Source organism: Microbacterium sp., from assembly GCF_035277845.1.
Lineage (GTDB): Bacteria > Actinomycetota > Actinomycetes > Actinomycetales > Microbacteriaceae > Microbacterium.
This window is the reverse complement of record NZ_DATEJS010000129.1, coordinates 1-21,348: the sequence shown is the minus strand read 5'-3', so window position 1 is coordinate 21,348 and position 21,348 is coordinate 1. Positions and strand designations below refer to the sequence as shown.

Here is a 21,348-nt window from a genome sequence, read left to right as displayed (position 1 = left end):
GAACGGTCGCCCTGCACCTCGGGTCGTTGAGCGAGCGGAGCGAGACGAAACGCGTCGGCCTTCCGGGGTTGCTGCGTTTCGTCTCGCTCGCTGGCGCTCGCTCGCTCAACGACCGGGGGAGGGGTTACGGGTGCAGGTGCGGGGTGCACGGTGGCTCGGGTGTCGCGGAAGGGTCGCCCTGCACCCCGCTCGTTGAGCGAGCGGAGCGAGACGAAACGCGTCGTCCTCGCGGGCTTGCCGCGTTTCGTCTCGCTCGCCGGCGCTCGCTCGCTCAACGACCGGGGGAGGGACGCGCTACAGGCGCGGGGTGCGCGGGGGCTCGGTGCGGCGGGGCCGGATGGCCTCGAACGCGGCGGCGATCTGCAGCAGGGCGGTGTCGTCGTAGGCGCGGCCGGAGATCGTGAGGCCCACCGGCATCCCGATGTCGCTCATCGTGCCCATCGGCACGGTCACCGACGGGATGCCGAGGTGGCGCGGCGTGATGTTGCCGTTGGCGACCCACACGCCGTTGCGCCAGCCCAGGTCGGCGGATGCCGGGTTCACGTCCATGTCGGCCGGGCCGACGTCGGCCATCGCGGGGTAGAGCACCGCGTCGAGTCCGAGCTCGTCCATCCACTGCTCGAGGTCGATGCGGCGGGTCTCCTCGAGCCCGCGCACGCCTTCGGCCATGTGCGGGATCGTCGTCATGTCGGTGACCGGGTGCGCGCGGAACAGGTCCGGCAGCTCGTTGATGTCGTCGTCGAACCCCGTGTAGCGGTCGGGCAGGGCTCCCGGCGGGGCCGGGAAGATCTGCGCGCCGTCGACGTCGGCGAGCGTGTTCAGGGCCGGGTCGCCGTTCGCCGCGAGGAAGTCGTTCCAGCTCCAGGCGCACAGCTCCACGACCTCGCTGCGCAGGAAGTCGGCGGGCACGATGCCACGGGTGGCGATGGTCGGCGCGCCGGCGCGGTCGCCCTCGTAGTTGGTGACGGCGGGGAAGTCCACCTCGACGACCTCGGCGCCGGCGGCCTCGAGGTCGGCGCGCGCGGCCCGCCACAGCTCCATGACCGACTCGCGGGTCTCGACGCGCTCGCCGGTGGGACCGCCGATGCCCGTGCCGGTGCCGGCATCCGGGTCCGCGTTGATGTACATCCTCGGCACGCCGAACCGCGTGCCGCGCAGGTCGGCGGGCGGCAGCGACACGTACGAGTCGGGCCGCACCTCCGAGGCCTTGGGCAGCTGCACCCACGGCTGCATGCGCCAGAAGTCGCCGCGCGCGGTGTGGTCGTCGGCCACGACCACGTCGAGGATCTCGAGCAGGTCGGCCACGTTCCGCGCATGCGGCACGACGACGTCCTGGGTCGGCACCAGCGGCCAGTTGCCGCGCACCGAGATGACGCCGCGGCTCGGGCAGTAGGCGACGAGCGCGTTGTGGGATGCCGGAGCCCGGCCGCTCGACCAGGTCTCCTCGCCGAGCCCGAACGCCGCGTAGGACGCCGCGGTCGCCGTGCCCGAGCCGTTCGACGAGCCGGAGCCGAACGCCGATGTCAGCCACTCCGCGTTGTACGGGCTCTCCGCGCGGCCGTACACGCCCCGCTGCATCCCGCCGTTCGCCATCGGGGGCATGTTCGTGAGCCCCAGGCAGATCGCGCCGCCGGCGCGCAGCCGCTCGATCGTGAACGCGTCGCGCTGCGCCACGAGGTGCTCGAACGCGTGGCTGCCCGACGCTGCCGTCAGGCCCGTGTGCAGGTAGCTGTCCTTCGCCGTGTACGGGATGCCGTCGAGCGGTCCGAGCAGCTCTCCCGCGGCGCGGCGGGCGTCGGATGCGGCGGCCTCAGCGAGCGCGTCGGGGTTCGGCACGACGACCGCGTTGAGCTTCGTCTCGGTGCCGGGGCCGTCGTACGCGGCGATGCGCGCCTGGTACGCCTCGACCAGCTGCACGCTGGTGACCGCGCCGGATTCGAGCGCGGCGCGCAGCTCGGCGATGGACGCTTCGACGACGTCGAACATGGGGTGGCTCCTTGCCTTTCGTCAGTGAGTTGCGTTTCGTCTCGGCCCTGTCGAGCCTCGCTCGACGACCGGGGAGGGATGGCGGCCTGCGCCGTGACCGGGGTCAGACCGTGGGCTGCTGCTGGGTGATGCAGTGGATGCCGCCGCCGCCGGCGAAGATCTGGCGGGCGTCCACCGTCACCGCGCGGCGGTTGCCGGGGTAGGCGGCTTCGAGGATCTCGCGGGCCTGGGCGTCGGCGTTCTCGTCGCCGAAACCGCACGCGATGATGCCGCCGTTGACGACGAGGTGGTTGACGTACGAGTAGTCGACGAAGCCCTCGTCGTCGCGGATCGTCGCGGGGGCCGGCAGGTCGATGATCTCGAGCTCGCGGCCGGCGGCATCCGTCTGGCCGGCCAGGAACGCGCGCAGGTCGCGGGACACCTGGAAGTCGGGGTGCTCGGGGTCGTTCTGCTTGTGCAGCATGACGGTCCCGGGCGCGCCGAACGCGGCGACGATGTCGACGTGCCCGTTGGTGCCGAAGTCGTCGTAGTCGCGGGTGAGGCCGCGGGGCAGCCAGATGGCCTTGGTGATGCCGAGGGTGCGGGCCAGCTCGGCCTCGACGCGGGCCTTGTCGGCGTACGGGTTGCGGCGCTTGTCGAGCTGCACGGTCTCGGTGAGGAGGATGGTGCCCTCGCCGTCGACGTGGATGCCGCCGCCCTCGTTGACGAGCAGGGAGCTGATGAGCTCCGAGCCGACGATCCCCGAGACGAGGCGCGCGTGCTCCGCCGACTTCTCGAAGTCGGACCAGCCGCGGTCGCCCCAGCCGTTGAACACCCAGTCGACCGCGCCGAGCACGCCGGGGCGCTCGTCGTCGACGACGAAGGTGGGGCCGTGGTCGCGGAACCAGAACTCGTCGACCGGAGCCTCGACGAGCTCGATCTCGGAGCTGAGCATGCGTCGCGCGCGCTCGGCCTGGCCCGGATCGACGACCATGGTCACCGGCTCGAAGTCGATGATCGTGTTCGCGACCGCGCTCCAGGCCCCGTAGAAGCGCTCCTGTTCGGCGGCGTCGTCCCCGGTCGTCTGACCCTCCGTGGGGAATGCCATCCAGGTGCGGTCGTGCGGGGCGCCTTCGTGCGGCATCCTCCAGCCCATGGGGGTCCTCTTCCTCGAGACGGTCGGTGTGCCCGTCAGCGTATCCGTTTCGTGTCATCCCGACCATGCCTCGGCGGCCAGTGCGGGATGCGGCGATCGACACGGTGGCGATGGACGACGCCGTGTCGATCGTTCACTCACTTTTCGCCGCACCCGGGAGCGGGGCGAAAGTTATTGACTTCAAGGTCAATATAGCACATGCTGTTGGCGACCCCGTTCCCGAAGGAGTGATCACATGACGACGAACCGCAGCGACAGAGTCGGCCACGTCGAGGAGGCAGGCGTCGACTACCTGCCCGAGAGCGAACGCGACTCGTCTCCCGGCAACCTGTTCGCCGTCTTCCTGGGCAGCAACCTGGGGTGGACGGTCGCCGTGTACGGCTGGGTGGCCGTGCAGCTGGGCCTGGACTTCCGGGGAGCGGTGCTCTCGACGGTGGTCGGAACCCTGCTCGGCACGATCGTGCTCCTGCCCCTCGCGACGGTCTCGCCGCGCACCGGCACCAACATGACCGTCTCGAGCGGCGCCTTCTTCGGGATCCGCGGACGCCTGATCGGCTCCGGGCTGTCTCTCGTCATCGCCGTCGTGTTCGCCGCGCTCACCGTGTGGACCAGCGGCGACGCGCTCGTCGCAACCGGGCACCGGCTCGTCGGACTGCCCGATGCCCCGGCGATGCACGCGGCCGCGTATGCGATCGTGTCGGCGCTGATCGTCGTGGTCGCCCTGTTCGGCCACGCCACGATCGTCGCGATGCAGAAGTTCGTGGTCCCGATCGCCGGCACCGCGATCGTCCTCGGTTTCGTGGCGTTCGCGGCCGGCTTCGACCCGACGCGGATCGCGGCGCATCCCGCGCTCGGCGGATACGCGCAGACGTTCGTGCTCTCGGTCGTACTCGCGATGGCAGGTCCGCTGTCGTACGCTCCGGTCGTCGGCGACTACACGCGGCGCATCTCGCTGCGGCGGCACTCGGCCCGGCGCGTGCGCTGGGCACTGTTCGGCGGGCTCATGATCGGGATGCTGCTGCCGTCGATCCTCGGTGCGTTCGTCGGCGTCGCGGTGCAGCACTCCACGGGCGACTTCATGGGGGACCTCGTCGGAGCCTCGCCCCTGTGGTTCGTCGTGCTCGTGCTCATCGTGTCGGTCGCGGGCGGTTTCGGGCAGGGCGTACTCAACATCTATGCGACCGGCCTCGACCTCGAGACCTTCTTCCCGAGCCTGCGCCGCGTGCACACGACCGCGCTCGCCGCCGCGGCCTCCGTCGTGCTGCTGTACGTCGGCGTGTTCGTCTTCAACGCGATCGACTCCATCACGGCGGCGACCATCATCCTCAACGGCATCACCGCGCCGTGGGTCGTCGTCATCCTCATCGGCGCGCTGCGCACGCGGGCGTACGACCCGGACGACCTGCAGGCGTTCGCGCAGCGGCGCCACGGCGGACGGTACTGGTTCCGCGCCGGCTGGAACGTCCCGGCCGTCGTCGCCTGGCTCGCGGGCTCCGTCTTCGGGGTGCTCAGCGTCGACACCACGCTCTACCACGGGCCGCTTGCGGACGTCTTCGGCGGCGTCGACCCGAGCGCGCTCGGCTCGGGCATCGTGACGGCCATCGTCTACGGTGGATTCGTGTTGCTGTCGCCTCGGTCCGTGGATCCCGCACCGGATGCCGCGGCGCCCGCGCACTCCGCCTCGGTCGCGCCGAATGCACCGGTGCTGGAGCCTCCCGCATCGTGACCGCATCGTCGCCCGTCCGCCCCCGCGCCGGTCGCAAACCGCCCGCCGAGCGCGGGGAGGAGCTGCGCGCCGCCGCCCGTGAGATCGCCCGGCGCGACGGCCTGGTCGCCGTGACGCTGCGGTCCGTCGCGGAGCGCGTGGGGGTGACGCGGACCCTCGTCGTGCACTACGAGCCGAACATGGAAGCGCTCGTCGCGGCGACGTTCCGCACGATCGCCGAGGACGAGCTCGCCGAGATGCGCGCCGAGACCGACGCGGAGGCGACGGCGACCGATGCGCTGCGCGTGCTCACGCGGGCCCTCCTGGACACGGGCCGTGACGAGGTGACCGCGATGTGGGCCGAGGTGTTCGTGCTGAGTCGCCGCAACGACGCCCTCCAGGGGGCCGTGCGCGATCTCATGGACCAGTGGCAGGAGTTCGTCGTGTCCCTCATCGAACGCGGGATGCGCGCCGGCGAATTCCACACGGACGATGCGCACTCGGTGGCGTGGCAGTACCTCGGCATGATCGACGGCATCAACTCCCACGCGCTCGTGAACTACGGCGCCGCGATGGAGCGCGGGCGGCTGGTCTGTCACGCGATGGAGCACGAGCTCGGGCTCGCGCCGGGCTCCCTGCGGTAGAGCCCGGCGCGGTCGTCACGACTTCCGGCGAGGCGCGACGTGCCGGGTGCTCATCCCGCCCTCAGCCTCCCGTCCCGATCGAGCTCGAGCGTCAGATCGATGCCGAGCCGGGCCAGGAACACGTCGTCGTGGCTCACCACCAGCACCGCGCCGCGGTACGCCGAGAGCGCATCCACCAGCTGCGACACCGTGTCGAGGTCGAGGTTGTTCGTCGGCTCGTCGAGCACGAGCAACTGCGGGGGCGGATCGGTCAACAGCAGCCGCGCCAGGGCGACGCGGAAGCGCTCGCCGCCGGAGAGGGTGGACACCGGCCGCAGCACCGTGTCGCCGCGCAGCAGGAACCGGGCGAGCCGATTGCGCAGCTCCGCGGTCGGCGTGTGCGGCGCGGCCGCCTGCAGGTTCTCGAGGACGGTGGCGTCGTCGTCGAGCCCGTCGACGCGCTGCGGCAGGTACCCGATGTGGATCCCGGCGGTCGGGTGAGCCGAAAGCGGTGAAATGCCGAAGCGGGATGCCTCGGATGTCAGGTGCGTTTCGTCTCGTCGCTGCGCTCCTCGCTCAACGACCGGTGGGAGTGGGGACGCTCCTCGCTGGGCGGCCGGGGGGAGTGGGGGTGCTCCCCGCTCGGCGGCCGATCCGGCGACCAGCTGCTCGAGCAGGGTGGTCTTGCCGGTGCCGTTCGGGCCGACGAGCGCCACCCGCTCCGGCCCCTGGATCACCCAGCGGTGCTCGCCGTCCCCGATCGTCGCGATGCGCCGGCTCGACGGCACGTACGGATCGGGCAGATCGATGTGCACGCTGTCGTCGTCGCGCACGCGTCGCCCGGCGGCGTCCAGCGCGGCTCGGGCGGCCGCCTCCTTCTGGGCGACCTCGACCCGCAGCCTGCCGGCCGACACCTGCGCCTCCATCCGGCGCCCGTGCGCCACCATCTTCGGCACGCGCTTCTCCACCTCGGCCTTGCGTCCCATGGCCGCCCGGCTCGCGAGTTTGGACTCCGCCTCGATCCGCTGACGCTTCTCGCGGCGCAGGTCCTTGCGGGCATCCGACTCGGCGCGGGCCGCGGCATCCTGCTCGGCATCCAGCCAGGCGCGCCACGCCGAGTACGGGCCGCCGAACACCGACAGTCCGCCGCCGTACAGCTCGGCGGTGTCGTCCATCAGCTCGAGCATGGCGACGTCGTGGCTGACCACGATGAGCGCGCCGCGCCACGCCCGCACGAGGTCGTACAGGCGGGCGCGGGCATCCCGGTCGAGGTTGTTGGTGGGCTCGTCGAGGAGCGTGACGGCCGCCCGCTGCAGCCGGATGCCGGCCACCGCGGCCAGCACCGCTTCGCCGCCGGACAACTCGCCGACCCGTCGGTCGAGTGCGTCGCCCGGCAGCCCCGCCTCGGCGAGCGCGGCCGTGGCACGCGCTTCGATGTCCCAGTCGTCGCCGATGGCATCGAAGTGCGCGGGGTCGACGTCGCCGCGCTCGACGGCTCGCACGGCCGCCAGCACCGGCGCGACGCCGAGCAGTTCGGCGACCGGCTGGTCGACGGCGAGCGTCAGGTGCTGCGGCAGGTACGCCACGTCACCGGTCACGGCGACGGAGCCGGATCCGGGTTCGAGCGCACCGGCGACCACCTGCAGCAGCGTCGACTTGCCGGAGCCGTTGCGGCCGACGAGTCCCGTGCGGCCGGCGCCGAATGCGCCCGAGACGCCGCTCAGCGCCGGCGAGCCGTCGGGCCAGGTGAAGGTGAGGTCGTCGAGGACGACGGACGTCCCGGTGGGTGATGCGGACATAGGGGCCTCCAGAGTGTTCGGGATGCGCCGAACACCGAAGGCCGCGAAGGCTCGCCGGGCGTGGTGCCCTGACAGGGAGCGGGAAGCGACAGGATCGACGGTCGGCGCGGAAGTGATGCGCAGACACGTCGGAGATCGACGGTACGGCGCGGATTACAGCGCGGACGCGACGATCTTGGTCACAGGTCTTCCTCACACTCGGGACAGGGACCAGGCCAGGCTACCCGATCACGCCGAGGAAGTGGTGGGCTCCAGCCGTTTCGCGAGGAAGGTCGCCACGTCGTCGAGCTCGGCCTGCGACACGCTGTGCGTGAGCCCCGCGTACACCCGTCCGGACAGGTCGACGTGGCCGGGCAGCCACTCGGTGGTGTGTGCGACGAGGGATGCCGGGATCACCTCGTCGCGCGCCCCGCGCCCCCAGAACACCGGGGGCTTGAGCTCCGCCAGTTCGGCGTCGCGCGGCAGCTCGCCGGGTGCCACGTAGCCGGCGAGCACCACCGCGAACGCGAACCGCTCGGGCTGCAGCCGCAGAGCCTGCAGCGAGACTGCGCCGCCCTGCGAGAAGCCGAGCAGCCCCACCGGGCCGTCGTGGCCGGCGTCGTCGAGCCAGGCCAGGAACGACTCCGCGGCATCCGTCACCGCTCCGGCGTCCCGCGTCGACAGGTCTTCGATCGGGTACCAGGCCGCCCCCGGCGCGGGCCACGACGGCGCGAGCGGAGCGCGCACCGAGGCCACGAGGAATCCCTCGGGCAGGTACGGCACGAGTCCGTACAGGTCGTGCTCGTCGGCGCCGTACCCGTGCAGCAGCACCAGCAGCGGGCGCCCCGCGCGCTGCTCGGGCGGCGCCGACCAGAGCACGGCGCCGGGATCGAGGTCGGGGGCGTCGGGATCGCTCATCCCCCCATGATCGCAGGCCCCTCCGACATCGTGCCGAGCCCTCATCCGGTTATGCGAACCCTCACCGGAAGACGGGCTGAACGCGTATTCGGATCAGGGCTCGCGTCTTCCGGTGAGGGTTCGCGGGAGGCGGCCAGCGGGAGGCGTCAGCGGGATGCCGCGGCGCGGCGCGCGGACTCGGTGATCATCTCGACCCCGCGCATGAGCAGGTCGACGTCGCGCAGCTCACTGAGCCGGGCACCGTAACGGGCGATCATCGGGTACCTGCGGGGGTCGGCGATGAGCGGCTCGTCGAGCCAGGCGTCCTCCTCGCCCGGCGCCTCGGCGCGCGCCCGGGCGATTCCGGCGGCGCCCGACAGGCTGTGCGAGGCCAGCAGGGCGTAGTGGCGCACGATCTCGTCGTCGGACAGGCCGGCCTCGCGGAACGCGTCGAGCATCAGCTCGACCGCGCCGAGCTCGCCCGGGCCGTGGGTGGTCAGCACGACCGACTCGACGGCGATGGCCGGGTAGCGCGCCGCCCAGACGAGCGTGCGCTCGGCCAGCTGACGCAGGCGCTCGTCCCACGGGGCGCCGGCATCCACCTCGGCGAGGGAGCCCGCCAGGATGTGGTCCAGGAGGGCCCGCATCAGGTCGTCCTTGCTGCGGAAGTGCCGGTAGATCGCGGTGGGGTCGGCGCCGAGCATCGTGCCCAGCTCGCGCACCGAGATCGCGCTGACGCCCGGCCGGGCGGCGAGTTCCAGACCGGCCGCGATGATCCGATCCGGATCGAGCCGCACCTTCGTCCGGACAGCTGCCTTGACGGCCATGCGCACCTCCTCCTCCATCGTCCCACGCCGGGGTGCGGCATCCACTGTAACGGTTCGGACAACAACTGTGTCAACAGCGTTGACAACGCTGCATTGAACCCCGTACAGTCGCAACGCAACCCGAACCGACACGACGAAGTGGGACACATGGCAACGGCAGCAGACGTCATCTTCACCGGAGGCGCGGTCTTCACCGGCTCCGGCGACCCGATCCGGGGCTACGCGGTGGCCGTGACCGGCGACCGGATCACGGCGGTCGTCTCCGCTTCCGAGATCGAGCTGTACTGCGACGCCGAGACGCGCATCGTCGACCTCGACGGTGCGCTGCTGAGCCCCGGGTTCCAGGATGCGCACGTGCACCCGACCTCCGGTGGCGTCGAGCTGCTGCAGTGCAACCTGACCGGCGGCGGGAGCGCCGCCGACGCCGTCGCGATCATCGCCGCCTACGCCGCGGCGAACCCCGACGTGGGCTGGATCACCGGCGGCGGCTGGTCGATGGACCACTACCCGGGCGGCAACCCGACGGCATCCCTCATCGACGACGTCGTGCCCGACGTGCCGGTCACGCTGATGAGCCGCGACCACCACAGCCTGTGGGCCAACACCGCCGCCATGCGCGCCGCCGGCATCGACGCCGACACCCCCGACCCGGTCGACGGGGTCATCGTGCGGGATGCCGCGGGACACCCCTCGGGAACCTTCCACGAGGGCGCCGTCGACCTGTTCGGCGGCCACCGTCCGACGCCCGACGCCGACCTCGTGTACCGCGGTCTGCTGCGCGCGCAGGAGGAACTGACCGCGCTCGGCATCACGGGCTGGCAGGACGCACTCATCGGCGAGGCCGCCGGCATGGCGAACCCGCTCGACGCCTACCTGCGCGCGGCCGACGAGGGCACCCTCGAGGTGCACGTGGTCGGCTCGCAGTGGTGGGAGCGCTCCGCCGGCATCGAGCAGGTCGCGCGCATGGCCGCCCGCCGCGAGCAGGTCGCCGCCCGCGACACCGGCGGCAAGGTCAGCCTCGGCACCACCAAGATCATGGTCGACGGCGTCGCCGAGAACCGCACCGCCGCGATGCTCACCCCGTACGGCGACGGGCACGGGCATCCCACCGGCAACTCCGGACTCAGCTTCATCGACCCGGAGCTGCTCAAGCAGTACGTGACTGCGCTGGATGCCGCGGGCCAGCAGGTGCACTTCCACGCCCTGGGAGACCGTGCCGTGCGGGAGGCCCTCGATGCGCTCGAGGCCGCCCGCGCCGCCAACGGAGCCACCGACGGCCGTCACCACCTGGCACACCTGCAGGTGGTCGACGAGGCCGAGGTGCCCCGGTTCGCCGAGTTGGACGCCACCGCCAACATCCAGGCTCTGTGGGCCACGCACGAGGATCAGATGGACGAGCTCACCCTGCCGTTCCTGCGCGAGGGGGCCGAGTCCCGGCACTATCCCTTCGGGGACTTCGTGCGCGCCGGCGTGCGGCTGTGCGCGGGCAGCGACTGGCCGGTCTCGTCGGCCGATCCGATCGCCGCGATCCACATCGCCGTCAACCGCACCGCGCCCGGGTCGGATGCCCCGCCGCTGGCCGGTCCCGAGCAGCGGATCGGGCTGGCCGCCGCGTTCGCGGCCTACACCTCGGGCACCGCGCGCATCAACCACCGTGACGACGACACCGGACGCATCCGTCCCGGCTATCTCGCGAACCTCACGGTGATCTCGCCGAACCCGTTCGAGCTCGCCCCCGGCGACATCCACACCGCCACCGTGCAGTCCACCTGGATCGACGGCAGACCCGTCTACGTCCGCCCCGGATCTGCCCGCTGACACCCGACCCGAACACACCACAGAACCGGAGCCGAAGATGCCCTCCTTCCGTTCGATCCGCGGGCGGCGCGTGGCCACAGGCCTCGCCGGCGCGCTCGTCGCCGCCCTCGCCCTCGCCGGATGCTCGTCGGCGGGCGACCCGACGCCCGCAGCATCCGCCGCCGTCACGATCACCGCGAACAGCCCCGCCCCCTCCGGCGACATCGACAGCGTCACGTGGGCCGTGTACGCCGAACCGCTGTCGCTCGACTACGCCTACGCGTTCGACTACCCGGACAACCAGGTGCTCTCGAACGTCTGCGAGTCGCTGCTGCGCCTGAACCCGGACTGGACCCTGTCGCCGAGTCTCGCGACCTCGTTCTCCAACCCGAACCCGACCACGTGGGTGTACGAGATCCGCAAGGGCGTCACGTTCCACGACGGCACCCCGATGACCGCGGCCGATGTCGTGGCGTCGATGAAGCGCCACATGGACCCGAATGTGGGCTCGGCGTGGGCCGACACCTACCGCTACGTGAAGTCGATCCGCCAGACCGGGCAGTACCAGGTGACGGTCACCACGACCCGTCCCGACTCCCAGTTCAACCTGGGCATGGGTGCCGACCCCGGCGTCGTCGAATCGGCCGCCTACCTGAAAAAGGCCGGCAAGGACTACGGCAACTCGACGGGGCTCGTCGACTGCACGGGACCGTACAAGATCGACAGCTGGACCTCCGGCCAGTCGATCACGCTGTCGCGCTACGACGGCTACTGGGACAAGGCGCTGCGGGCGAAGAGCAAGAGCTTCACGTTCGTGTTCCTGCAGGACGCCACCGCCCGGGTCAACGCACTCAAGTCCGGCGCCGTCGACGGATCGTTCATGATCCCCGCCGAGGCGCTCTCGCAGCTGCGCAGCACCACGGCCGGCACTCTGTACTACGGCCTGAACACCGCGGTGAACAGCCTCATCGTCTCGAACCTGAAGGGCGCCCTCGGCGACCTGCGCGTGCGCAAGGCCCTGCTCATGGCCCTCGACCGCAAGGGCATGACCACGGCGGCCACGGGCGGGATCGGCACCGTCACCGACGCCTTGACGACCCCGTCGGTGTGGTCCGGCGCGTCGGCGGCGACCAAGGCATCCGCGTTCGACGGGCTGAACACGTACCCGTACGACCTCGCGGCGGCCAGGAAGCTCGTGAAGGATGCCGGCGCCGAGGGCAAGACCGTGACGATCGCCACGGCTCCGCTCGGCAACGACTTCGCCATCGTGTCCCAGGGCACGGCCGCGGCGCTGCAGGCCATCGGCATGAAGGCGAAGATCACGACGGTCACCCCCGCGCAGTTCTCGGCCCTGTTCAGCGACCCGACCGCGCGCAAGGGAATCGACCTGTTCTACACGAACTGGTACCTGTCCAGCCCGGATCCGCTCGAGATGTACGCGGTGCTGCAGACCGGTCAGTTCTCCAACTACGCGAACTGGTCCGACCCGGCCTTCGACACCGTCGTGCAGAAGGCCATCAGCACGATGGATCCGGAAGCGCGGGCACAGCTGTCCGCGCAGGCGCAGAAGATCGCGAACGAGCAGCTGCCCTGGCTGCCCCTCGCACAGGCGCCCATGACGATGTTCCTCGGCAAGCGGATCACCGGCGCCTCGCCGTCGGTCGCTTTCCTCTACTACCCGTGGGCGGCCACCATTGGCAAGCGCTGACACCGTCACGGCCCGCACCCTGCCGGCCGTCGGGGGAGGGCGGACCGCCGCCTTCCTCCGCCGCCTGGCCGGCAAGCTCGGCAGTCTGCTGCTGACGCTGTGGCTGGTGACGCTCCTCGTCTTCTTCTCCCGGTTCCTCGTGCCGGGCGACCCGGTGCGGTTCCTGCTGCGCGGGCGCCGCCCCAATCCGGATGCCGTCGCCGCCGTGACCGCGGAGTACGGACTGAATCTGCCGCCGTGGCAGCAGTATGCGAACTGGGTCGTCGGGATGCTGCACGGCGACTTCGGCCGCTCGCTGCAGTACCGGCAGCCCGTTGCGACGGTGATCGCGGACCGGATGCCGACCACGCTCATGCTGGTGCTGATCTCGGCGGTGCTGATCGTCGTGATCGGTCTCGCCGCCGGCATCCTCGCCGCCGTCCGGCGCGGCAAGCCGGCCGATCGCGTCACGCTCATCGCGCTGACCATCCTGTCCGCGATCCCCTCGTTCGTCGGTTCGATCGTGCTCATCGCGGTGTTCGCGGTGGGGTTGGGCTGGTTCCCCACGTTCGGGTCGGGGCAGGGCTTCGTCGACATGGCCTACCACCTGACTCTTCCCGCGCTCGCGCTCACGATCGTCTTCGTCGTGGTGGTCGGCAAGGTGACCCGCTCGGCCATGGTCGAGCAGTACGGTCGCGAGCACGTCGAGGTGGCGCGCTCGCGCGGCCTCAGCCGCGGCGCCGTCGTGCGCCGGCACGTGTTCCGCAACGCGCTGCGCCCCATCGTCACGGTCGGCGGTCCCCTCATCGCGGGGCTGCTGGTGGCGACCTCCATCGTGGAGTCCGCGTTCGGCATCTCCGGCATCGGGAGCCTGCTCGTGCAGTCCGTCGACCGTCTCGACTTCCCGGTGGTGCAGGCGATCGTGCTGCTGGTGGTGACCGCATTCCTGCTCGTCAACGCCGTCATCGACATCCTCGAGCCCCTCATCGACCCCCGATCCGCGGCAGGAGCGTCCGCCCGATGACCACCACACCGACCGTCCCCACCGGCACTCCACCCGGCGCCGGCGCGTCGCGCGGAGCCTCCGCCGGCGCGGGCCCGGCGCTTCGCGTGCTGCGGGCGCCTCGCGTCCCGCGCGCCACGGCCACCTTCTGGATCAGCGTCATCATCCTGCTGATGTTCGTCGTCGCGGCCGCGGGCGCGCCGTTCCTCGCGCCGTACAGCCCCGACCGGATCGACTACGCCGCGATCAACGCCGGCCCGTCGGCCGCGCACTGGCTCGGCACCGACAACCTCGGCCGGGACCTGCTCAGCCGCACCATGTGGGGCGGACGCACCGCGCTCATCGGCCCCCTCGCCGTCGTCATCGGCTCGACGATCGTCGGGATGCTGCTCGGCCTCGCGGCCGGGTGGCGGGGCGGCTGGATCGACACGGTGCTCGGGCGCCTGTTCGACGTGCTGTTCGCGTTCCCGTCGCTGCTGATCGCCATCATGGCCGTCGCGCTGTTCGGAAAGGGCCTGGTCGCCCCCGTGATCGCCATGTGCATCGCGTATGCGCCGTACGTCGCCCGGCTGACCCGCGCCCTCGTGCAGGCGGAGCGCACACGACCGTACGTCTCGGCGTACCGGGTGCAGGGCTTCGGCGGACCGTGGATCGCCCTGCGCCGCGTCATGCCGAACATCACCCCCGTGGTCGGCGCGCAGTCGGCCCTCAACTTCGGGTATGTGCTCGCCGAGCTCGCCGGCCTCTCGTTCCTCGGCCTCGGTGTGCAGCCGCCCACCCCCGACTGGGGCGCAATGATCGACGAGGCGCAGGCGGGCATCGCGTCCGGGGCCTTCCTGCCCGCGATCGTGCCGGCCGTGGCCGTCGTGCTCGCGGTGGTCGCCGTCAACATCGTCGGCGAGGAGATGTCCGATCGGATCGGCGGAGAGGTGCCGGCGTGATGCTCCTGGACGTGCGTGATCTCACGCTGACCCTCCCGGACGGCACCGAGCTGCTGCACGGCGTCACGCTGCACGTGGCTGCCGGGGAGACCGTCGGCCTCGTCGGCGAGTCCGGCTCGGGCAAGTCGCTCACCGCGCGCACCGCCCTCGGGCTGTGGCCCGACGGTGCCGCGTTCGGCGGGTCGGTCTCGGTCGACGGCCGCGAGGTGACCGGGTCGCCGGAGGCCGGCATCCTGGCGATCCGGCGTACCACTGCGGCCATGATCTTCCAGGATCCGCGAGCCGGCATCAACCCGATGCGCACCATCGGCGACCACATGACCGAGACGCTCCGCCTCGTCGAGCACCGGTCGCCGCAGGACGCCCGCGCCCGCGCGATCGAGCTGCTCGCCGCGGTGCAGCTGCCCGATCCGCAGGCGCATCTGAAGCAGTTCCCGCACGAGTTCTCCGGCGGGATGCTGCAGCGCGTCATGATCGCCGGGGCGCTGACCTCCTCGCCGAAGCTGCTGATCTGCGACGAGCCGACCACGGCGCTCGACGTCACCACGCAGGCGGAGATCATCCAGGTGCTCGCCGCGCAGCGCGCCGCGCGGGGGATGGGGATGCTGTTCATCACCCACGACCTCAACCTCGCGGCATCCATCTGCGACCGCGTCTACGTCATGCAGGGCGGCGAGGTCGTCGAGCAGGGCGACGCGCGCCAGGTCTTCGTCCGCCCGGTGCAGGCGTACACGCAGCGCCTCGTCGCGGCGACCCCCACGGTCGACGCCGCCCCGGCTCCCACCCCCACGGTCGTTGAGCGAGCGGAGCGAGCCGAAACGCACAGTCGAGCCGAAGCGCACAGTCCTGCCGAAACGCACAGTCCCGCCGAAACGCACAGTCCCGCACTCGAGATCGCCGGCGTCTCGAAGACGTACCTGCGCCACGGCAAGCCTCCCGTGCAGGCCGTGTGCGGCGCGACCCTGCAGATCCCGCGGGGCGGTTCGCTGGGTGTGGTGGGCGAATCCGGATCGGGCAAGTCGACCCTCGCCCGCATGGTGGTGGGCCTCGAGCAGGCGGATGCCGGCGCCATCCGGATCGCCGGCGCCGAGCGCACCCGCACGCCGCGCGGCCGCACCGAGCGGCTGGCACGGGCGAAGTCGGTGCAGATGGTGTTCCAGGACCCGTACCTGTCGCTGGATCCCCGCATCCCCGCGGGCCGTGCCATCGAGGACGTGCTGCGCCTGCACACCCCGCTGTCGGCATCCGATGCGCGGACGCGGGTGCTCGAGCTGCTGGATGCCGTCGGCCTCGGCGAGCGGCACGCGCAGGCCCGGCCCAGGACGCTGTCGGGCGGTCAGCGCCAGCGCGTCGCGATCGCCCGGGCCATCGCGATCCAGCCCGACGTACTCGTCATGGACGAGGCAACCAGCGCCCTCGACGTCTCGGTGCAGGCGCAGGTGCTCGACCTGGTGGCATCCGTCCGCGCCGAGCGGGGGCTCACCGTGATGTTCATCAGCCACGACCTGGGCGTCGTGCGCCGGGTGTGCGACGAGACCGTCGTGATGCGCCGCGGAGAGATCGTCGAGCACGGTCCCACCGAGCAATTGCTGCGCGACCCGCAGCACGAGTACACGCAGCTGCTGCTGGACAGCGTCCCGCGCGCGGCCTGAACGCAGAGAGGGATGCCGGGGGTACCGGCATCCCTCTGGCCTCGTCGAGGGCTTCGTCAGACGAGCTTCTTGCCCTCGGTGCTGGGAGCCCAGACCCAGGTGACCAGGGCGCCGAGCGCCAGGACGCCGGCGAGCCAGTACATGGACACCGAGACGCCCCACTTCTCGAGGCTGATCGGCAGCAGGAACGTGCCGATCGCCGACGCGATGCGGCTCGTGGCGTTGAGCAGGCCCACGCCGCTGCCGCGCAGGTGCGTCGGGAAGAGCTCCGGCGGGTACACCTGCGTGATGTTGGATGCTCCCGACATCACGAACGAGTACACGATGAACGGGATCAGCATGAGCCACGGCGAGGCGTTCGCGAGGATGCCGAGCAGCACCAGCGACACGGTCATGATGATGAACGTCCAGAACGTGAACGCCTTGCGCGGGAACTTCGCGATCGCCCAGAGACCGGCGACGCCACCGGCGAGCAGGAAGATGTTGATCAGCAGGTTCTGCACGTTGGCGTCGTGCACCTTCATCGCTTCGAGGATCGTGTACACGAACGTGTAGATCGCGAAGTACGGCAGCACCTGGGCGCTGTAGAAGAGGATGCCGAACCAGGTGCTCTTGCGCAGTTCGGGGCTGAACAGCTCGCCGTAGTTGCTCTTCTCGGCGATGTGCGCGGCCGGGATGTAGACGTTCCCGGTGTTCAGGTACTTCGCCGCGATGGCCTTGGCCTCTTCGCCCCGGCCCTTGCTGATCAGCCAGCCGGGCGACTCCGGGGAGCCGATGCGCACGATCAGCACGAACAGGGCGGGGATGAAGCCGGATGCCAGCAGCCAGCGCCACGTGTCGGGGCCGATGTTGACGTAGGCGCCGATGACGTTCGCGATGACGTAGCCGACGGTCCAGAGCACGGTCAGCGACGACAGCATGAGTCCGCGCGACTTGCGCGGGGCGAACTCCGACAGCAGCGTCGGCCCGACCGCGTAGTCGGCGCCGAGGCCGAATCCGATCAGCAGGCGCAGGATGAAGATGGTCTCGACGTTCGGCGCCCAGAACTGCGCCAGGGATGCCGCGGCGATGAGCACGAAGTTCAGCACGTAGACGCGCTGACGGCCGATGCGGTCGCTGACCCGGCCGAGGATGAGCGAGCCGAAGAAGAGGCCGATGAGCGCCGAGCTCGCGAGCATCCCCTGCCAGAATCCGTTGACGTTCCACTGCGCGGTGATCAGCGGCAGCGCGCTGCCGATGATGCCGAGGGCGTAGCCGTCCGAGAAGTTGGCGCCGAAGGTCATCGCGGTGACCTTGAAGTGGAAGCGTCCGAAGGGGATCTGGTCGATCGCGACCATGCCCTCGGGGACGGGCTCTCTGGCCTCGTCGGTGATCGTGGTGTCCATGGGGTCGGGGGTCCTTTGCGTCGTCAGTGAGGGTCAGGGAAGGGTCGGGTCGGATTCGAGGAAGCTTCGGGCGGCCGCCAGGTCCGCCGTCAGCGGGCGGTCCGCGGGGTCGTGGCCGATGAGTGGGGCCAGGCGCTCGACGAACGCCGCGAGCGGACCGGCGACGCGGTCGCCGTGCAGCTCGAGCGCCCTGACCGCGGCGACCAGCTCGCAGGCGAGCACGTCGAACGCGGCATCCAGGCAGCGCCGCAGCTGGGACACCGCCTGGGTCGAGAAGCTGGAGTGGTTCTCCACGCCCCGCGAGATCACGACGGCTCCGAGGGTGGCCGGCTGCGCGTTCTGGCGCAGGTCGGCCTGCGCGGCCGCCTGGTTGTATTCGAGGAGCATCACGCCGCTCGCGCCGGGGGTGTCGGCGAGGAACGAGGTGAGACCGGTCATGTCCGGGTCGGAGATGTCGGTGAGACGGGCGACGGACAGCTGTCCGACGGAGGTGAGGGCGAGCTTGACCCGGTCGGCGGCGAGCGCGAGCGGGATGCCGTGGAAGTTGCCGTTGTGGAAGGCATCCCGGCTCTCGAGGTCGATGAGCGGGTTCTCGGATGCCGACACGATGTCGGTGCCGACCACGTGTTCGAGCGCGGCCGCCGCGTCGAGGAGGGCGCCCGTCACCTGCGGGTACGCGCGGAACCCGTACGAGTCCTGTACCCGGCGGGACGGAGCGTCGCAGTCCGCGAGCAGGGCGCGCACGGCCGATGCGGCCTGCGCCTGCCCGTGCTGCGGGCGCGCCGCCTGGACCGCGGGCTGCAGGCTCTCGCGGGAGGCGCGCACCGCGAGGAAGGAGAGCGCCGCGACGGAAGCGTGCTGCTCCTGCCAGCGCCGCAGTCGCGCGATCTCGGCGCACGCGGTCGCGATCGTGACGGCATTGGAGGAGAGGAAGGGCAGCGCGTCGCCGGCGTGCAGCCGCCACAGCGGGTCCCGATCCTGCTCCGTCCCGTCGCCGAGGAGCGTGAGCGCGATCTCGCCGAGCGCGCTGAGGTCGCCCGTTCCGATCGCGCCGGCGGCGTGCACGGTCGGCATCCGGTCGCCGGCGAGGGCGGCCAGCAGGGCGTCGAGCGCATCCGGGTGGATGCCGGATCCGCCGCGCAGCAGCTGGTTCAGCCGGATGAGCAGCGCCATGCGGACAGTGACCCGGGGCAGCGTCTCGCCGGATCCGGTGGCGTGGCTGCGCAGCAGTCGCAGGTCCGACGAGACATCCTGGGCGACCGTCGTGTCACGGTTCGCGCCCACCCCGGTGGTGCGGCCGTACACCGGGCGGCTGCCGGCGAGCTCGGTGGCCAGCATCCATGAGTCGGCCACCCGCCTGCGGGCCTCGTCGGCGAGCTCGAGTTGCGGACGAGCCTGCGCGCCGAGGCGCAGAACCTCGTCGATCGAGAGCGCCGTTCCATCGAGGATCGTCATCGCCGGCCTCCGGGCAGAGCGGCCCGCATCACAGGCTCAGATCGAGTCGCGTGAGGGCCTGGGCGGCCATGACGGTGCCTCGCACGGCGCGGACGGTGAGCTGGCTGGCGCGGAACACCGGTGCCATCGTGCTGACGGATCCGACCACGGTTCCATGGCTGAACACCGGCGCGGAGACGCCCCACACGCCCTCGTCCACCTCGTCCGAGCTGACGGCGAAGCCGCGTTCGCGGATGCCGGGCAGAGCAGCGCGGACCCGCTCCGCCTCGGGTTCGGTGACGCCGTTGCGGTCGAGGACCTCTTGCACCTCGTCGTCGGGAAGGTGCGCGAGCACGGCCTTCGCGCTGGCACCGGCGATCATGGGGACGACTTCGCCGATGGTGAACGAGCAGCGCAGCACCCGGGAGCCGTCGGCGGCATCGACGCACACGATCTCGTCGCCGCTGCGGATGAGCAGCGCAGCGAACTCCTGCGTGTGCGCGGCGAGCTCAGCCAGGGTGCGTGCGGTCTGGCCGGCGCTCAGCGAGCTGCGCCGGTACCGCTCCGCCAGTGAGATGGTCACGGCGCCGGCGTGGTAGCGCCCGTGCGTCGGCCCCTCCTCGACGAGGCCGGCCTCGACCAGCGACGCGATGCAGCGGTACACGGCGCTGACCGGGAGCCCCGTGAATGCGCCGATCTCGGCGACACGCGGCGCGTCCATGTGGGCGAGGGCGAGGAGCACGTGCGTGACTCGGTCGAAGCTCCCCGTGGGAGGTTCGGCGATGCGCTTCGTTGCGACTGCGGACGACGACATGATCGGCAGGCTATGCCCGATTCTCACGAGGTGGAAGAGAAAGTTGTCGCTCAGCGCAAATTACGTTCCGATTGCCGTGCCGCGGCATCCGTCTGCTGCTTTCGGCGCGCGCAGAACGCCACCGCGGGTGCGGCGGACACGAGATGCGACCGTGCGGGGGTCCTCGGCTGAAGAGGGCTCGGGGGCAGAATGGGGGCATGCCGGTCCGCACCCCCGACCCCGAGCCCGCCGGCGACGAGCCCTTCGGCCCGCCGCCCGGGAACATGTCCAACCCCGGATGGCTCAGCGACATCGAGCTCGCCGAGGCCCGCCGCCGACTGCCGATGCTGTACGTCGAGGCCGTGCCGGTGCGCGTCGACGGCATGGGCGTGGTCACCGAGGTCGGGATGCTGCTGCGCGCCACCGCGCTCGGCGAGATCACGCGCACCATCGTGTCCGGCCGGGTGCGCTATGCCGAGCCGCTGCGCGACGCGCTGTTCCGCCACCTCGAGAACGACCTCGGACCGATGGCGTTCCCGCTGCTGCCGCCGCAGCCCAATCCCTTCACGGTGGTGGAGTACTTCCCGATGCCCGGCCTCGGAGCGTTCCACGACGACCGCCAGCATGCGGTGTCGATGGCGTTCGTGGTGCCGGTCACCGGCACGTGCGAACCCCGCCAGGATGCCCTCGAAGTGACCTGGATGACTCCGCGGGAGGCGGCGTCCGACGAGGTCGCCGCAGAGATGGAGGGCGGCCGCGGCACCCTCGTGCGCATGGCGCTCGCCAGCGTGGGGGCGCTCCGGTAGGAGCGGATGCCATGTCCCGCCGCACCACGGTCTGCATCGTCGGCGGGGGACCGGCCGGTCTCATGCTCGGGCTGCTGCTGGCCCGCGCCGGCATCGAGGTCACGGTGCTCGAGAAGCACGACGACTTCTTCCGGGACTTCCGCGGCGACACGGTGCATCCCTCGACGCTGAACCTCATCGACGACCTCGGCCTGCGCGACCGATTCGAGGCGATCGCCCACACGCCGCTGCCGCGCCTGGACGTCGTGGTCAACGGCATCCGCATCCACGCGATCGACTTCTCCAGCCTGCCCGCGCCGAATCGGCTGGTCACGCTCATGCCGCAGTGGGACCTGCTGGAACTGCTCGCCGACGACGCATCCACGCTGCCGTCGTTCCACCTGATGATGGGGGCGGAGGCCGAGGGCGTGGTCACCCGCGCAGGACGGATCCGCGGCGTGACGCTCGCCTCCGGCGAGCAGATCGACGCCGACCTCGTCGTCGCGTGCGACGGGCGCGCCTCCACGGTGCGGCAGGCGGCGGGGCTCGTCCCGACGGCATCCGGCGTCGCGACCGACGTCGCCTGGTTCCGGATGCCACGGCCCGCCCAGCCCATGCCCGACACGCTGGGGTGGATCAGCGCCGAGGGGCTCGTCGTGACGATCCCGCGGCCGGAGTATCTGCAGTGCGCGCTGCTGATCCCGAAGGGCTCGTTCGAGCAGGTGCGGGCGGGCGGCATCGAGTCGTTCCGTGCCCGCATCGCGCGGGCGGTGCCCCGGCTCGCGTCGGTGACGGACGACCTCGCCGCCATCGACGACGTCAAGCTCCTGTCGGTGCAGATCGACCGGCTCGAGACCTGGTGGCAGCCGGGACTGCTCTGCATCGGCGATGCCGCGCATGCCATGTCGCCGGTGTTCGGG

Annotated in this window: 17 protein-coding genes; 9 read left to right on the top strand and 8 right to left on the bottom strand. The window is 71.3% G+C overall.

Annotation, left to right across the window (positions count from 1 at the left end):
• Window positions 1-294: 294 nt before the first annotated feature.
• Both VJR25_RS05565 and VJR25_RS05560 read right to left on the bottom strand, forming a co-directional pair.
• Complete coding sequence (locus tag VJR25_RS05565; protein WP_324113382.1) at window positions 295-1,986, bottom strand: amidase; 1,692 nt, start codon at window positions 1,984-1,986, stop codon at window positions 295-297.
• 103 nt (window positions 1,987-2,089) lie between these two features.
• Window positions 2,090-3,121 carry an agmatine deiminase family protein gene (locus VJR25_RS05560; protein ID WP_324113380.1) on the bottom strand — a complete coding sequence of 344 codons (1,032 nt, stop codon included), beginning with the start codon at window positions 3,119-3,121 and terminating at the stop codon, window positions 2,090-2,092.
• Window positions 3,122-3,356: 235 nt separating this feature from the next.
• Here VJR25_RS05560 and VJR25_RS05555 point away from each other — a divergent pair, with 235 nt between their 5' ends.
• Both VJR25_RS05555 and VJR25_RS05550 read left to right on the top strand, forming a co-directional pair.
• Entirely contained in the window at window positions 3,357-4,847 is a 1,491-nt protein-coding gene (locus VJR25_RS05555; RefSeq protein ID WP_324113378.1) for a purine-cytosine permease family protein, read from the top strand.
• Window positions 4,844-5,470, top strand: a complete 627-nt coding sequence (locus tag VJR25_RS05550; RefSeq protein WP_324113376.1) for a TetR/AcrR family transcriptional regulator — start codon at window positions 4,844-4,846, stop codon at window positions 5,468-5,470. The genes VJR25_RS05555 and VJR25_RS05550 overlap by 4 nt, the downstream gene beginning before the upstream one ends.
• A 50-nt stretch (window positions 5,471-5,520) precedes the next feature.
• On the opposite strand, the gene VJR25_RS05545 is transcribed toward VJR25_RS05550, so the two are convergent.
• From VJR25_RS05545 to VJR25_RS05535, 3 genes are all read right to left on the bottom strand, one after another.
• Entirely contained in the window at window positions 5,521-7,248 is a 1,728-nt protein-coding gene (locus VJR25_RS05545; RefSeq protein ID WP_324113374.1) for an ABC-F family ATP-binding cassette domain-containing protein, read from the bottom strand.
• Between the two features lie 228 nt (window positions 7,249-7,476).
• Window positions 7,477-8,145, bottom strand: a complete 669-nt coding sequence (locus VJR25_RS05540; RefSeq protein WP_324113371.1) for an alpha/beta hydrolase — start codon at window positions 8,143-8,145, stop codon at window positions 7,477-7,479.
• Window positions 8,146-8,291: 146 nt separating this feature from the next.
• The gene (locus VJR25_RS05535) at window positions 8,292-8,951 is read right to left on the bottom strand and encodes a helix-turn-helix domain-containing protein (RefSeq protein WP_324113370.1); all 660 of its coding nucleotides are present in this window, start codon (window positions 8,949-8,951) and stop codon (window positions 8,292-8,294) included.
• A 147-nt stretch (window positions 8,952-9,098) separates the two neighbouring features.
• On the opposite strand from VJR25_RS05535, the gene VJR25_RS05530 reads away from it, so the two are divergent.
• From VJR25_RS05530 to VJR25_RS05510, 5 genes are read left to right on the top strand one after another with little or no spacing between them, the layout of a single operon-like run.
• The gene (locus tag VJR25_RS05530) at window positions 9,099-10,769 is read left to right on the top strand and encodes an amidohydrolase (protein ID WP_324113368.1); all 1,671 of its coding nucleotides are present in this window, start codon (window positions 9,099-9,101) and stop codon (window positions 10,767-10,769) included.
• Window positions 10,770-10,806: 37 nt separating this feature from the next.
• Complete coding sequence (locus tag VJR25_RS05525; RefSeq protein ID WP_324113366.1) at window positions 10,807-12,456, top strand: ABC transporter substrate-binding protein; 1,650 nt, start codon at window positions 10,807-10,809, stop codon at window positions 12,454-12,456.
• Window positions 12,443-13,459, top strand: a complete 1,017-nt coding sequence (locus VJR25_RS05520; protein WP_324113364.1) for an ABC transporter permease — start codon at window positions 12,443-12,445, stop codon at window positions 13,457-13,459. Before VJR25_RS05525 ends, VJR25_RS05520 begins: the two co-directional genes overlap by 14 nt.
• Window positions 13,456-14,379, top strand: coding sequence for an ABC transporter permease (locus VJR25_RS05515; protein ID WP_324113362.1), 924 nt, complete (start codon window positions 13,456-13,458; stop codon window positions 14,377-14,379). The genes VJR25_RS05520 and VJR25_RS05515 overlap by 4 nt, the downstream gene beginning before the upstream one ends.
• Before the next feature lie 11 nt (window positions 14,380-14,390).
• Window positions 14,391-16,031, top strand: a complete 1,641-nt coding sequence (locus tag VJR25_RS05510) for an ABC transporter ATP-binding protein (RefSeq protein ID WP_324113360.1) — start codon at window positions 14,391-14,393, stop codon at window positions 16,029-16,031.
• A gap of 56 nt (window positions 16,032-16,087) precedes the next feature.
• Here VJR25_RS05510 and VJR25_RS05505 read toward each other — a convergent pair whose 3' ends face one another.
• Genes VJR25_RS05505 through VJR25_RS05495 form a run of 3 tightly spaced genes read right to left on the bottom strand, consistent with a single transcriptional unit; the run spans window position 16,088 to window position 19,664 of the window.
• On the bottom strand, window positions 16,088-17,416 hold the full coding sequence (locus tag VJR25_RS05505) for an MFS transporter (RefSeq protein WP_324113358.1): 1,329 nt from the start codon (window positions 17,414-17,416) through the stop codon (window positions 16,088-16,090).
• Between the two features lie 33 nt (window positions 17,417-17,449).
• The gene (locus tag VJR25_RS05500) at window positions 17,450-18,871 is read right to left on the bottom strand and encodes an aromatic amino acid ammonia-lyase (RefSeq protein WP_324113356.1); all 1,422 of its coding nucleotides are present in this window, start codon (window positions 18,869-18,871) and stop codon (window positions 17,450-17,452) included.
• Window positions 18,872-18,899: 28 nt separating this feature from the next.
• Entirely contained in the window at window positions 18,900-19,664 is a 765-nt protein-coding gene (locus VJR25_RS05495) for an IclR family transcriptional regulator (RefSeq protein WP_324113354.1), read from the bottom strand.
• 197 nt (window positions 19,665-19,861) lie between these two features.
• Between VJR25_RS05495 and VJR25_RS05490 the strand changes: the two genes are divergently transcribed.
• Both VJR25_RS05490 and VJR25_RS05485 read left to right on the top strand, forming a co-directional pair.
• Window positions 19,862-20,449, top strand: a complete 588-nt coding sequence (locus VJR25_RS05490) for an NUDIX hydrolase family protein (protein WP_324113352.1) — start codon at window positions 19,862-19,864, stop codon at window positions 20,447-20,449.
• Window positions 20,450-20,460: 11 nt separating this feature from the next.
• Window positions 20,461-21,348: FAD-dependent monooxygenase (locus VJR25_RS05485; protein WP_324113350.1), on the top strand; the 888-nt coding region annotated here is incomplete at its 3' end.